Genomic DNA, 12,634 nt, shown 5'->3' with positions numbered 1-12,634 from the left:
ATAGGTGATTCAATGAAGAATTTCAAAATTGCTGACAGTAAATTTAAGGAATTATTATTGCCAACATTACTTATAGTAATGGCTTTGAACATTAGCTCAGTTGTCGACAGCTTTTTCGTAACGTCATTTTTGGGTGAAAATGCTGCTGCAGCTATTGAAATATTGGAACCTGTAATATTATTAATAACAGTTTTCGAATGGTTATTTGGTCTTGGAGGACAAATTTTAGCATTGAACAAAAAAGCGGAATTTGATACTGAAGGAAGTAATCGTTACTTTACAGTGTCCATTGCATTATCATTCATTGGCTCTTTTATAATGGCAATTATCTGTTTATTTTTTATGGATCCTCTAGCCACAATATTACGGGCAACACCAGCTACAAAACCTCTTGTATTACAATATTCCACATTTTTATATGCCTGTTTTATCGTATCCACGGTTTCTGGAGTACTTACCCAATATATCCGTGTGGATGGCCAGCCAAACTTCGCATCAGTAGTAATTATCGTGGCCAATATAATCAATATAATCCTCGATTATTTATTCTTATCATCAGGAATGGGCATGAGTTCCGCTTCACTTGCAACATTTATCGGATATACTGTAGGCCTTTTAATATGTTTATTATACATCCGCAATCCAAAAAGGACATTCAGGTTTTCCCGTGCGGCTCTTGCCTTTAAAACATTCATTAAAAGCAGTGCAGAAATGATAAAAGTAGGTTTTCCTAGTGCAAGTATGGGTATTTTCGACATAATATTCGTTTACATTATGAACTCTTTCATAGCTGTAACATTAGGTGATGCAGGATTGGCCACCTATTTGTTATGTATGGATTTACTGGTAATTGCAAGTATTATTGATGTTGGAATTTCAGAAACATTAACTTCAATCGTTCCGATATATTATGCAAAGCACGATTATGCTAATCTAAATCATTTAATTAGAAATTCTATCATCATTTCAGTAGCTTTTGCAATAATTCTAACACTGTTGATATGGATATGGCCTGAAGGATTCCTCGCCCTTTATAACTTCAACCATCTGGACATTGCTGAATTTGCAAAAAATGCGATTAAATTATATTCATTCCTCTTCCTATGCTCAATACTTCCTAGCTTATTTATATTCTATTACGAAGCTATTGAAAGGTCTGTGCTCTCAACAGTGCTTTCAGTTCTTGAAACACTTGTACTGCCATTGATTTCAGTGTTCGTATTGTATGAGTTAATAGGATCCGATGGAATATGGCTAGGATTTCCTGTATCTTGCATAATTACAATGATTATCACAGTCATTATTGTTAAATTGATTCAAAAAAGAGAACCGAAATACAGTGGTCTGTTCTTCATTGAAAAGGATTTGGTCAGTAAAACCCAAAACTTCGTTTTGACAGACAATGATTTGAAAGCAAGAGAAGAATGTTTGCAACATCTAAAAGGTTTGAATGCTGATGAGGAATTCTGTGCCAATGTCAACAAGATTTTTGACGTGATTCTTGATACAAATCCCCATGGCACATATATTGAAGTGTTAGTCATTGATTATGATGACAATATCCATGTTGACATTAAATACGATGGAGAAAAGGAAAATCTTGAGCACATAAAACATAGCTTCCCAGAAGGCCTTTTAAAATATGCCGAAGTTTTGGGATTCAATACAATAGAATATGTAATGGATAAGAACTAAATATTTTTTTGCCATTACATTTTTTGTAAACTTTGAGAAAAAGGTCAGGATGGAGCATGCTACTGGATTCTTCATTCATTAGGATTTTAATTAGCTAAACTACATAAGGGCAATTTTAAACTGTCAATAGATTATTCTGAATGAGGAGCATATCTCCCTTTAACTTTTATTCCAAATTCAATACATTATCAAAGCCAGAAATTACAAGAATCTCTCTAATAGCATCATTAACTTTAATTGTATAAGGAATGTTTTTAGGTTTTAATTCTTTTCCAATGATGAGTAAAACTCTTAAACCTGCACTTGAAATGTATTCTAACTCTGTAAAATCAATTATTAATGAATCAAATTTGCCCATTTCGTCCATTATTTCGTTTTGAAAGTCAGGTGAAATATTTGTATCGATTTTACCTTTAACTGATATTGTTAATTCTTTTTCATTATATTGCTTTATCAGATTCATGTAAATCACATATTTCTTAATTATATTATTAATTATGGCCGATTTTATAATTTAAATTTTTTTAATATAATCTTGAAAATCAAGGCATTATCAAATCATACTTTAAATGGGGGGTGGTGATGTTGTAAGGGAATATTCGTTGGACCGGTTTTTGCTAAACTGGGAATTCCATAACATGCAGCTGTCCAAAACAAAATGAAGTATAAGAAACATTACCATTGGCTAGATACTAACATTTAAAAGTAGTTGCAGCAATCAGGTTATTTATGTCTGTCTAAAAGTACGAGGGTCATGTCATCAAACTGTTCTTCAGTTCCTTTAAACCTATCAATGTCTTGCAGTAGGTTTGTAATTACTTTATTTTCAAAAGTATGATTATTTAAAAAGTCAATAACTCTGTCTTTTCCATAAAATTCATCATTTGAATTTTTTTCATCAGTTATTCCATCAGTATAAACTATTATCCCTTTGGAAATATTAATTTTTTCGGTTATGAATTCATAGTCACTCATAATTCCTAAGCTGATGCCGTTATTGACTTTTAAAGCTCTGAATTGTCCGTCTTCCATAACCAAAGGAGAATTATGTCCTGCATTGGAAAAAATAATGTCTTTTGTTTTATTATTGTAAATTCCTAACCACAAAGTAACAAACATGCACTCTGTATTGTTTTCACATAATTGGTTGTTAAGCATATATAATGCCTTTGAAGGATCAGTTTCACTCTTCAATATTTGCCTAATTATTGATTGGGTGATTGTTGAAAGCAAAGCGGCAGGCACTCCTTTTCCAGATGCATCTCCAATTATGATGGCAACATTGTCTTCATCTATTGGATAATAATCATAAAAATCTCCACCCACCTCTTTTGCAGGTTTTGAAAATCCATAAACCGTATAATCTTCATTTTCAATGCTATGGGTTGGCAAGTTTGATTTTTGAATTCTTTCTGCAATGTTGAGTTCTGCTTTTATTTTTTCTTTTTCACTTTCAATTTTATGAATATTTTCTATATACTCATTAGTATAGTTAATTAAATCAGTATAACTGCGGGCTAACATTCCAATTTCATCTTCGTTATTCAAATAATCAGAATAAATGTCTATTAATCCTTCGGATTCGATTTTATCTCCTTTTTTGACAAATTTTTCAATTTTCGAAAATGATGTTATCGGATAAATCACTTCGTGTTCCACATACCTCAAAACAGCAATGGACGGGATGAAGAATATAATTAATAAGATATCTATGAATACCATAATTGATAACTTAACTTCATTAAATCCAATAAGAAAGATTTCATCGATGTCTCTAATTAATACCGGGTCTAATGAAACTAACATTCCAAGAATTACGATAAGCATTGTTGTTAAAAGGAAAATATTCATTATCTTTTCAGGTATAGAAGTGAATGTTATTTCATATATCTTTGCTGTTATAGGTTTGGTGGTGTATAAAAATATTAAAGATGTGAGAAGTATAACTTCAATTACTGAAATTGTTTCGCTTATGTTAAAGTAGTAATCTGTAATTAGAATTATCAATGTAGAGATTGCTAGAATAATTCCAATTCCATAATATAGTTTTTTGTTTAATTTTCTTTTAGACTTTTTAGGAATATGGACAAAGTCAATTCTTTTAGAAATCCATATTCCAATTATTCCAAATAGGAATCCTGAATTGATAAAATTAACATAATATCTGATTCCGATTTGCATGTTGAGGGGAATTGTTTCCGGATACATTAAATTAAATAGTTTTTTGTTTATCAATGCAAATAATAGTGAACAGACTATAACTATTCCTAAAAATAGGAGGATATTGGATGTGTTGTTTAATCTAGGTTTATTGACTGGAGGTCTTGATTTAATGGGTTCATACCATATTTTATAGGCCAGGTATGAAATTCCTAGGCTGACGATTTCGGATGTTGCTGTTAATCCTAGATTATATCCTCTGATTAAGTCACATAATGTATTTCCCAAAACAGAACCTATGGCACCATAAGGTCCAAATAACAATCCTGAAATGACTAAAAGGCCTACATGGGGAGAAAAGCCCTCACCGAAATTTTTGCCCATCATAAAATAATAGGAACCCAAATTAAAGATTAACATTAATATAAAAGGCACTATTATTTTTTTTATTTTTTTATTCATCTTAACACTTTTTTCACATCTAATTTGAATTCATATGTTAATTAATTTTATTCTCATTGTTATTATATTTTTAAGGGGGATGTGCTGAAAATAATCCGTAAAAATTTGTTTTTTTTTTAATTGTATACTGATAAAAACTATAAATTTTATGAAAATTTTTAATTATAGGATTTAAAAATTAAAATACCTATATTATATGGAGAAGTCAATAATCATTGAAGAAGGGGTTTAAAACATATAAATAAGTTTTAAAAAGATTTGATTTGAAATTGAAGTATTGTGATGAGAGCAATGATTTACTAAAAATCATTTAAGTTTTTAAAGTTTTGCATTCTAATAATAAGTTTTATTAAAAATAATATACGTATATATTAATAATATATAGAGATGAGGCAATATGATGAAATTCAAAACGTTAATATTTTTTCATTAATGCTTTTTATTTTATCAATAACTGTCGTTTCAGCGGCGGATTTAAATGATACTGATGTTGATGGGCAGTTAATTGTTAATGAGGGAAATTATTTAGAAATTAATGAGAACTTAAGTTCTCAAAATCATGATAATAATGAACTATGGGGCAGTGATCCTGGACCCGGCACATTTGATGACCTTCAAAGAGAGATAAATGCGGCTCCTAAAGGATTCACTTTGGATTTGTATAGGGATTATAATGGACATTACGGTTCCAGAATCCAGCTTAATAAAGATTTAACTATTGATGGACACGGCCATAAACTTAACGGTTTAAATGAGGGAGGCTGCAGTGCATTTTATTCAAGCAGCTGAGTCATATACTTAAAGAATCTTGTAATATGTAACTGTAATAATGATTATACTGAAAATGGGGGCGCAATTGCCATTACCGGTTCTGCAAAATACATTATTATCAATTGTACATTTCGAGATAATAAGGCAACTAAAAACGGTGGAGCAATATATAATGGAGTACAGCGTTCTTCAATTTCTATTATAAATTGTACATTTATAAACAATAAAGCGGAAAAGGAGAATGGTGGAGCTATATATGGTATTGGAGATTTCCATATCGATGATTCATATTTCTCTTCAAATTCTGCGAAAGAAAATGGAGGTGCGGTTTATGCTAAAGGTAGTGATTATACAGGTTTATCTTACGCATGGGTACACGGCTGTACCTTTGAAAAGAATTCTGCTGGAAAAGAAGGTGGGGCGATTTATCAAAATGTTTATCTTTACATTTACAACTCAACTTTCAAGTCCAATACTGCTGAAGATTATGGCGGAGCTGTAAGAGCTGATTGGGTATGTGTTAACGATGACAATTGGGCTACTGAACCTATCTCATTTTTTATTGACAACCAAGCAAAAAGTTGTGGCGGTGGAGCCATATATAGTAGAAGCGATGCAGATGTATACTGCTCATATTTCAAGGGAAATAAGGCGAAAACAGATGGCGGAGCAATTGATACTTCTTACCATTGTAATGTACATAATTCCGTATTCGATTCAAATAGGGTAGAAGGAGCATTAATTGAAAGATGCTGGGGAGGAGCCATAAACTCATGGCAGGAAACTAATTCTTATAACTGCAGATTTATAAATAACTATGCGGAAAATAGTGGTGGGGCAATACATGCGAAAACTGCGAGTTTATGGGGTCCTGCTTCTTATTTTGAGAATAATGTGGCATATAAGTTTCAAGGCGGTGCAATATATACAGAGTCATTTAAAGAGGATATTAAAAGCGGAATATTCATTGGCAATAAGGCTGGTGAGGGTGCAAAAACCAGTGATGATGGTGGTGCAATTTACATTTCCGATGAAAAGATGGATGTTCTTAGCATTTCAGGTTGTGTCTTTTTAAATAATCATTGTACTGATGAAGGCGGAGCGATTTATGTAGACACCGTTAGTTTAGATGCCCAAAATAATTCAGTTGTTATGAACATAATTGATTTATCAGAATTTGATGCATGATGCCGGTAAAAACAAAAATAAAAAATGTGATGCACACCAAATATATTATGTGATAAGATGATAATAAACGTTGGCGGAAGAACAGATATAGTGAACTATTACACTCCATGGCTATTGAACAGGCTTGAAGAGGGATATGCATATTCAAGAAATCCATTTGCAAAGGAGAACGTATACAAGTTAAGTTTAAAGCCGGAGGATGTGGATTGTATTCTGTTTTGCTCTAAAAACTACCAACCTATATTGGAGCATATAAGTGAGATAGATGAAAAGTATCATATTCTGTGCCAATATACAATTACCTGCTATGGCAAGGATGTAGAACCGAAAGTTCCGACAATAAATCAATCCATAAAGACATTGGAAAGATTATCGGATATTGTTGGCAGCAATAAAATCCTATGGAGATATGATCCGATACTTCTGACTGAAAAATACACTGTTGAAAAACATTTGGAAACTTTTGAGTATATGGCTGAAAAGATTGCACCATTGGTTTACAGATGCATCTTCAGCTTTGTGGATATGTATAAGAAAGTTGAAGAGAACATGCCTGAGATAATTCCACTCACTGAAAAAGATAAGGAAAGATTATTGAAAGGAATTGGAGAGATATCAAAAAAATATAATCTTTATACTCAAACATGTGCAACAAACGAAAGCTATGGGAAATATGGCATACATGCTTCAGGATGTACAACTAGGGAAATATTGCAGCAGGCACATAATGTAGTTTACAAAAATGTTAAAGGAACCGGAATTAGAGAAAACTGTCATTGCATTCCATCAAGGGATATTGGTGATTACAATTCCTGTTTAAGTGAATGTAAATATTGCTACGCCAACAGAAAACCGGATATCCCCAAAAAAGTTATAAAACTGCATGATGAGAAATCACCATTGTTGCTTGGACACCTAAAAGAAAATGATAAGCTAATTGAGACAGAGGTAATAAGTTATATTGAACAGAATCAAACAACATTATTTGATTTTTAAATGATTAAAAGAAGTAATGCACCATTGGGTTTTCCAAAGCAAGTTTCAAATCTAATATGGTTTTTAGTGAATGGCCATATTTGAGAATAAATTCAGCACTCCTACTCCAATAATGATTAATAAAAGCCCAATGATTGCAGCCCAATCAGGTGTTTGCTTAAACGCAATAATGCCGACAAGTGTCACAAGCACTATTCCTAATGCTGACCAAATGGCGTAAGCAATTCCTATAGGTACTGTTTTTAAGCAGTTACTAAGGCAATAAAATGAAAGTATATATAGTATGATTGATGCTATGGTTGGTAAAAGTTTACTAAATCCATCAGAAACTTTTAATAGTGTTGTAGCACTTGTTTCAAATATAATGGCAAGTAAAAGAAAGATTATATTATTCATTTTAGATAACTCCTATTCTATTAAACTTTTTTCTATTAACAATATTTAATGATTAGTTAATGATAAAACTGCCTATAAACTAAAGATTAAAAAAAGTCCGCCAAACGATGAAATTATTACAATTTATTTTTAATATCACTTAATTCCTGCTCTAATTTATCAACTTTATCTTTATATTCTTTTAATTCTTGTGACATTTCAATTATCCTATCTGTGTTTACATCAATTATATCACTATTGACTGAGATTTTATCAGTGTTGTCATCAAGGGTTTGTTTTAATTCCTCGCTTATTTGCACTTCCTCTTTTTTCTCACCTAAGAACATGGTAAAGAGTATCATTCCAAGAACGGCACCGAATGTCATTGGAGCATAAAGGGCATTGGCGATAATGATTCCATCTGGTTGGGGGGTTAATACAGTTACTAGAAACATGTCAAATCCACTATATAAAAGCATTAGAAGTGCGGCTTTATATGACCTTAAGAATTCTCCGTTGTTCCATATATAGACGAGACTTCCAACAATGCCTGCCATTATTGTTGCAACACCACATGCCAAGGCAGTAGGGCCCCCCAGGCTATATCTCCAGAGTCCGGATATTATTCCTACAGGTATTCCGACATATGGTCCTCCAAGCATTGAGGATATCATTACAATTAATCCTCTTGAATTGGCGGGAATTCCATTGACATTCATGGTGAAATATGATGCAAGAATTCCTAGAATGGAAAATATGATAATCTGCCAGATTATGGTTCTGCGAGAATTATCGCCTCTAAGTATAGCTTGAAAACTTTTAGATTTAGTGGCAAGGTATGTTAAAATCAGAACTACAGATAACATCCTAAACATTTCTAGAAATGGGGCCCATAATGATTCACCATTAGTGGATTTATTAAAATAGGAAATAGTAAGGCTTAACAAACCCATAATAATCAGATAACCGATTTCATAAACTGATCCATCGGTTAATTCTTTAAGTTTCGTGAGCCTAGTCGAAATAAAACCTAAAATTATGATTGCTGAAATGATTGTAACAAGGTCATGTAAAGCTGATGCGCTTAAATGCTTAACAATAATCATATAAGCAAATAGATTAATAAACAAGGCGATATTGAAAACTAACAATATTGAAAGTAATATTAGAATCTTTTTATCGCCAGTGAGTTTATTTTTAAGATTAGAGAACATATTATCTGATTATATATTGGGGATATGATTTATATCCTAAATTATAGAATGTTGGTTATCAAATTTTCAAATTTTTAAAGTTATATATTACTATTTATTGATTTTTGTAGTAATATATTTTATTTATATAATGTTGACTATTTTTCTTTTTTTAAAATTAGCATAACAGTTTAGATGTTTAAAATTTACTCATTAAACTATCCATAACCTTTGAAATCAGATTTGGTAGTTAAAGAGGATTATCACATGGATTCTCAAAGTAATTTTTAAATCTCAAATGATGATGTTATGTCATATTTTAAATCTATAAAAGTCCAATAGTTATATTGAGGTGGATTGAAAAATGGCAGATTTAAATTTTGATCATGAAAGAATAATGTTTACGCCTGCTTTGCTCTACATTGACTACATTAATTTGCATTTTAAGTACTATCTAAAAAAGAAACATGAGGATATCACTCCTTATGACTTTACGTATCTTGCTAATATTTTCTACTATCCGAACTGTTCCCAAAAGGATTTGGCGGAGTTATTGTTTGTAAGCGAATCAAATGTCGCCCAAATAATTAAGAGACTTGAAAAAAATGGATTGGTAAAACGGGATGTTGATGAGAAAAACAAAAGCCGGAGAATTTTAAATTTAACAGAAAAAGGAAAGGAAATTCATTTCAAATTACTAAAAGAAGCTTATGAAGGTGAAGCCAAATTCTTTGAAAATTATTCTCCAGAAGATGTTGAAAAATTCAAAAAAATGCTATACGATTATTCTCAACTGGCTATTAATTCATACTAAACTTTTATATATTATTTCAGATAAACCTTAAAATTAAGACTTAAGACTCTTAAGTCATTAATGTTTTAGGTGATAAATCATGTCAGATAAAGAAAAAACAATTGAATTTTTACAATTCTTAGTAACTGGTCTTGCTGCAAACTCATTTGGACACAGAATCCAATCAAAAATATTTGCAGGCCTAGGCTTCCAGTCTCTTGGAGACAAATATACAGCACATGCAACAGAAGAGCTGGATTTCGTCGAACAGTTCATGGACCGCATCCTTGATTTAGGAGGCGAACTCAAGCAAGAAGCAGCACCTGAAGCACCAGTATTCACAGACATTGTAGAATTCATTGAACATGACTACAACGTATCCGTTGAAGGAATTGCCTATTTAAATGATGTAATGGAATCCGGAATATTGGATACAACAACCTATGATTTAATGAAAGTATATCTCAAAGACGAAGAGGAAGACATGTACTGGTCAGAACAACAACTAGACCTCTGTAAAATGATTGGAAAACAGAATTATCTAACACAACTGTTAATCAATGATCAAAATGGAAATTAAAGCTATCAAAACATATGAAAACGGTTTCATGAAACAGACCTTCGCTTTCGGCGGAGAAGAAGGCATGGATAAATTCGACGCTTCAGTAAAATACCGCTCAAGCATTCAAAACTACCTGATTGACACAGGTGATGAAGTAATCCTTGTAGATACCGACATGCCGAGTGAAGCGCCGCAGATGGAAGTTGATGAAAACACACCTCTGTCAATGGGTGAGCGAATCAGCGACTATCTTACAGCACTCAACAATCTGGGATATAAGCCAGAAGACATAACAAAGATTCTGATTACCCATAAACATGCAGACCATACTGGCGAGTTAAGACAGTTTCCAAATGCAAAGATATATCTTTCTAAAACAGAAGCCGAAGAATTGAATCTCACAGGAGACAACATCATCCCTGTTGAATTCAAGGATGGATCATATCATAACTTTGAAAAATCAGAAAGGATTGTCGATGGAGTATATCTTATTGAAGCCATTGGCCATACAACAGGCAACAGTATTGTCATTGCAGAAGATGGCGGACTGTTTTATATGTTTCATGGCGATGTAACCTATACCGATGAGGCATTGTATGAAAATAAGCTGTCAATTGTTTTTGAGGATGTTGCAAAGGCAAGGGAAACCTTGGACAATGTCAGGGAGTTCATTAAAAGCAATCCTACAGTATATTTGTCCACACATACTCCATTAGGTCATGAAAACCTTGAAAATAAAAAAGTCATTGATTTGGAAAATCCTCCGCAAAGTATTTATCCATAAATACTTTCTTTTCTATTTTTTATTATGGGCAGTCATTGAGATGTCTAAAAACTAATTTATTTTCATATCCAAATCTAAAATTACTGTTGTTAATGTAAAACCAACTGTTAAATGAAAAGAAAAAATAGCTACTTAATTATAATATAACTTGAAATTTAAAATATTAATTAAGTAATTATTTGGAGAGGAGTCAAATATGAAAGGACATGCGATAGTTGTCATACTTATGGTCTCTCTACACTACTTTTTTTAGAACTTATAATAATTAAAGATTTTCATTCGTTTAAACAAAGCTAATTCTTAAAACTTTCATTTTATGATATGTTGTTGACATTAACGCCAATGATATTGAAAATTAAACTTGATTCAACTCCAGCATATACAGGGTTTTCCAAAGCAATTTACAAATCCCAAATGGCTGATGTTAATGCCAAATTTTAAATTTGTAAGTCATTTGCTAAAATGGACATCTCATGATTGGGTGATGGATAATTACTTTTAATACCAAAAATATAATAGATTAATATGAAAACTCAAAGGTTTGAAACATTCTTTGACGCAGTCATTGCAATTATCATTACTGTGCTTGTTTTAAAACTGGTTCAGCCTGCTGCTCCAACATTTGATGCAGTGGGTGATTTGATTAGTTTCTATGTGGCGTATTTTGTTTGCTTTTTGATGATTTTCAATATATGGCATGGAAACCATAATCTGTTTCAAAAGATTGATGAAATAGACAATAAGTCCCTGTTTTTTTATGGTCTGCTTCTTTTTTCAATGTCGCTGCTTCCATATTTTTCCGTATGGCTGACCTTGAATCCCCGTTCCATTGCCAGTGAAACAATGTTCGGATTGAATTTCCTTTTCATGCAGGTCATGTATCTGCTGTCAGTGAATGCAATTGCCAAAGCAAATCCCGGAATCGTTTTGGTTGATTTTAAAAATATCCACACTTATCTTTCTACAATCATTATCCTGATAGGATTTGCATTGACCTATACGATTTATCCTCCAGGAATTGATCTTTGCTGTGTTGTTGCAGTTGTCTATGCAACTTTCAGCCACAATACCATCAAACATGAAATTGTCGACAGTGAAAGATTCGAAGCATTGATTGATGCAATCATTGCCATTGTGCTGACAATCATTGTTTTGGAAATTACCATGGCTCACAGCGGGAACTGGCAGGCGCTCTTTGATTTGAAATTGGAATTTGTAGCATATGCAATCAGCTTTCTTCTATGCTTCAATTATTGGCTTTATAACACTAATTTGTTTAATTTTGTTAAAAGAATTGATTACAAGGTCATTTGGACAAGCGGAATTTCTCTTTTCATACTTTCATTGGTTCCGTATCTTACAAAGTTTGTGGCCGAAAACTTTTATGCGTTTGCGCCGCAAGCATTGTATGGGGCGGAATATCTGGCAATTACTGCATCTGGAATCTTCTTGAAAAGATATCTCATAAAAGCGGATTCGGACAATGAGGAACTCATAAAGGTCTATGACAATTATTCCTTTTTGATGGTATTTGCCATTGTAATGATTGGAATGGTTATAGGTTATCTTTGGTGGCCTCCGGCAGTAATTCTGTCATGTCTGATTACAATACCTCTTGGATGGGTGATGGTTAAACTTTAAGAGGGGGATGTAAA

12 protein-coding genes are annotated in these 12,634 nt (G+C 32.4%); 8 read left to right on the top strand and 4 right to left on the bottom strand.

All coding sequences use genetic code 11. The features are described 5' to 3' along the window. Positions 1 to 12 precede the first annotated feature (12 nt). Positions 13 to 1,695, top strand: coding sequence for an MATE family efflux transporter (locus tag TL18_RS06535; protein WP_067043163.1), 1,683 nt, complete (start codon positions 13 to 15; stop codon positions 1,693 to 1,695). 166 nt (positions 1,696 to 1,861) lie between these two features. On the opposite strand, the gene TL18_RS06530 is transcribed toward TL18_RS06535, so the two are convergent. Together TL18_RS06530 and TL18_RS06525 are read right to left on the bottom strand one after the other, a co-directional pair. Then, entirely contained in the window at positions 1,862 to 2,158 is a 297-nt protein-coding gene (locus tag TL18_RS06530) for an STAS domain-containing protein (RefSeq protein ID WP_067043159.1), read from the bottom strand. Positions 2,159 to 2,418: 260 nt separating this feature from the next. Further along, positions 2,419 to 4,242 carry a PP2C family protein-serine/threonine phosphatase gene (locus tag TL18_RS06525; RefSeq protein WP_197031817.1) on the bottom strand — a complete coding sequence of 608 codons (1,824 nt, stop codon included), beginning with the start codon at positions 4,240 to 4,242 and terminating at the stop codon, positions 2,419 to 2,421. Positions 4,243 to 4,704: 462 nt separating this feature from the next. On the opposite strand from TL18_RS06525, the gene TL18_RS06520 reads away from it, so the two are divergent. Genes TL18_RS06520 through TL18_RS06500 form a run of 3 tightly spaced genes read left to right on the top strand, consistent with a single transcriptional unit; the run spans position 4,705 to position 7,272 of the window. After that, positions 4,705 to 5,106, top strand: coding sequence for a hypothetical protein (locus tag TL18_RS06520; RefSeq protein ID WP_067043153.1), 402 nt, complete (start codon positions 4,705 to 4,707; stop codon positions 5,104 to 5,106). A gap of 3 nt (positions 5,107 to 5,109) precedes the next feature. Next, positions 5,110 to 6,276, top strand: a complete 1,167-nt coding sequence (locus TL18_RS11305; protein WP_369814545.1) for a hypothetical protein — start codon at positions 5,110 to 5,112, stop codon at positions 6,274 to 6,276. Positions 6,277 to 6,333: 57 nt separating this feature from the next. Then, on the top strand, positions 6,334 to 7,272 hold the full coding sequence (locus TL18_RS06500; RefSeq protein WP_067043140.1) for a DUF1848 domain-containing protein: 939 nt from the start codon (positions 6,334 to 6,336) through the stop codon (positions 7,270 to 7,272). A gap of 63 nt (positions 7,273 to 7,335) precedes the next feature. Here TL18_RS06500 and TL18_RS06495 read toward each other — a convergent pair whose 3' ends face one another. Then, the gene (locus tag TL18_RS06495) at positions 7,336 to 7,668 is read right to left on the bottom strand and encodes a multidrug efflux SMR transporter (RefSeq protein ID WP_067043138.1); all 333 of its coding nucleotides are present in this window, start codon (positions 7,666 to 7,668) and stop codon (positions 7,336 to 7,338) included. 116 nt (positions 7,669 to 7,784) lie between these two features. Then, on the bottom strand, positions 7,785 to 8,753 hold the full coding sequence (locus tag TL18_RS06490; RefSeq protein WP_231483588.1) for a LytS/YhcK type 5TM receptor domain-containing protein: 969 nt from the start codon (positions 8,751 to 8,753) through the stop codon (positions 7,785 to 7,787). 451 nt (positions 8,754 to 9,204) lie between these two features. Between TL18_RS06490 and TL18_RS06485 the strand changes: the two genes are divergently transcribed. From TL18_RS06485 to TL18_RS10755, 4 genes are all read left to right on the top strand, one after another. Continuing rightward, positions 9,205 to 9,654 (top strand): MarR family transcriptional regulator, encoded by a 450-nt coding sequence (locus TL18_RS06485; protein ID WP_067043132.1) that lies wholly within the window; start codon positions 9,205 to 9,207, stop codon positions 9,652 to 9,654. 79 nt (positions 9,655 to 9,733) lie between these two features. Next, entirely contained in the window at positions 9,734 to 10,213 is a 480-nt protein-coding gene (locus TL18_RS06480) for a bacterioferritin (protein ID WP_067043129.1), read from the top strand. Next, positions 10,203 to 10,979 (top strand): MBL fold metallo-hydrolase, encoded by a 777-nt coding sequence (locus TL18_RS06475; RefSeq protein WP_067043126.1) that lies wholly within the window; start codon positions 10,203 to 10,205, stop codon positions 10,977 to 10,979. The genes TL18_RS06480 and TL18_RS06475 overlap by 11 nt, the downstream gene beginning before the upstream one ends. Before the next feature lie 525 nt (positions 10,980 to 11,504). Next, complete coding sequence (locus TL18_RS10755; RefSeq protein WP_082706420.1) at positions 11,505 to 12,620, top strand: TMEM175 family protein; 1,116 nt, start codon at positions 11,505 to 11,507, stop codon at positions 12,618 to 12,620. Positions 12,621 to 12,634 lie beyond the last annotated feature (14 nt).

This window comes from Methanobrevibacter sp. YE315, from assembly GCF_001548675.1.
Classification (GTDB): domain Archaea; phylum Methanobacteriota; class Methanobacteria; order Methanobacteriales; family Methanobacteriaceae; genus Methanocatella.
Note: the sequence above shows the minus strand (reverse complement) of the source record. Positions and strands in the feature narration are given on the sequence as shown.

What these genes read in the sequence shown, in the direction of transcription:
- TL18_RS06535 (WP_067043163.1), top strand. Translation starts at nt 13, where the DNA reads ATGAAGAATTTCAAAATTGCTGACAGTAAATTTAAGGAATTATTATTG.
- TL18_RS06525 (WP_197031817.1), bottom strand. Translation starts at nt 4,242, where the DNA reads ATGATGGGCAAAAATTTCGGTGAGGGCTTTTCTCCCCATGTAGGCCTT.
- TL18_RS06495 (WP_067043138.1), bottom strand. Translation starts at nt 7,668, where the DNA reads ATGAATAATATAATCTTTCTTTTACTTGCCATTATATTTGAAACAAGT.
- TL18_RS06480 (WP_067043129.1), top strand. Translation starts at nt 9,734, where the DNA reads ATGTCAGATAAAGAAAAAACAATTGAATTTTTACAATTCTTAGTAACT.
- TL18_RS06475 (WP_067043126.1), top strand. Translation starts at nt 10,203, where the DNA reads ATGGAAATTAAAGCTATCAAAACATATGAAAACGGTTTCATGAAACAG.
- TL18_RS06500 (WP_067043140.1), top strand. Translation starts at nt 6,334, where the DNA reads ATGATAATAAACGTTGGCGGAAGAACAGATATAGTGAACTATTACACT.
- TL18_RS06485 (WP_067043132.1), top strand. Translation starts at nt 9,205, where the DNA reads ATGGCAGATTTAAATTTTGATCATGAAAGAATAATGTTTACGCCTGCT.
- TL18_RS06520 (WP_067043153.1), top strand. Translation starts at nt 4,705, where the DNA reads ATGAGGCAATATGATGAAATTCAAAACGTTAATATTTTTTCATTAATG.
- TL18_RS10755 (WP_082706420.1), top strand. Translation starts at nt 11,505, where the DNA reads ATGAAAACTCAAAGGTTTGAAACATTCTTTGACGCAGTCATTGCAATT.
- TL18_RS06530 (WP_067043159.1), bottom strand. Translation starts at nt 2,158, where the DNA reads ATGAATCTGATAAAGCAATATAATGAAAAAGAATTAACAATATCAGTT.
- TL18_RS06490 (WP_231483588.1), bottom strand. Translation starts at nt 8,753, where the DNA reads ATGATTATTGTTAAGCATTTAAGCGCATCAGCTTTACATGACCTTGTT.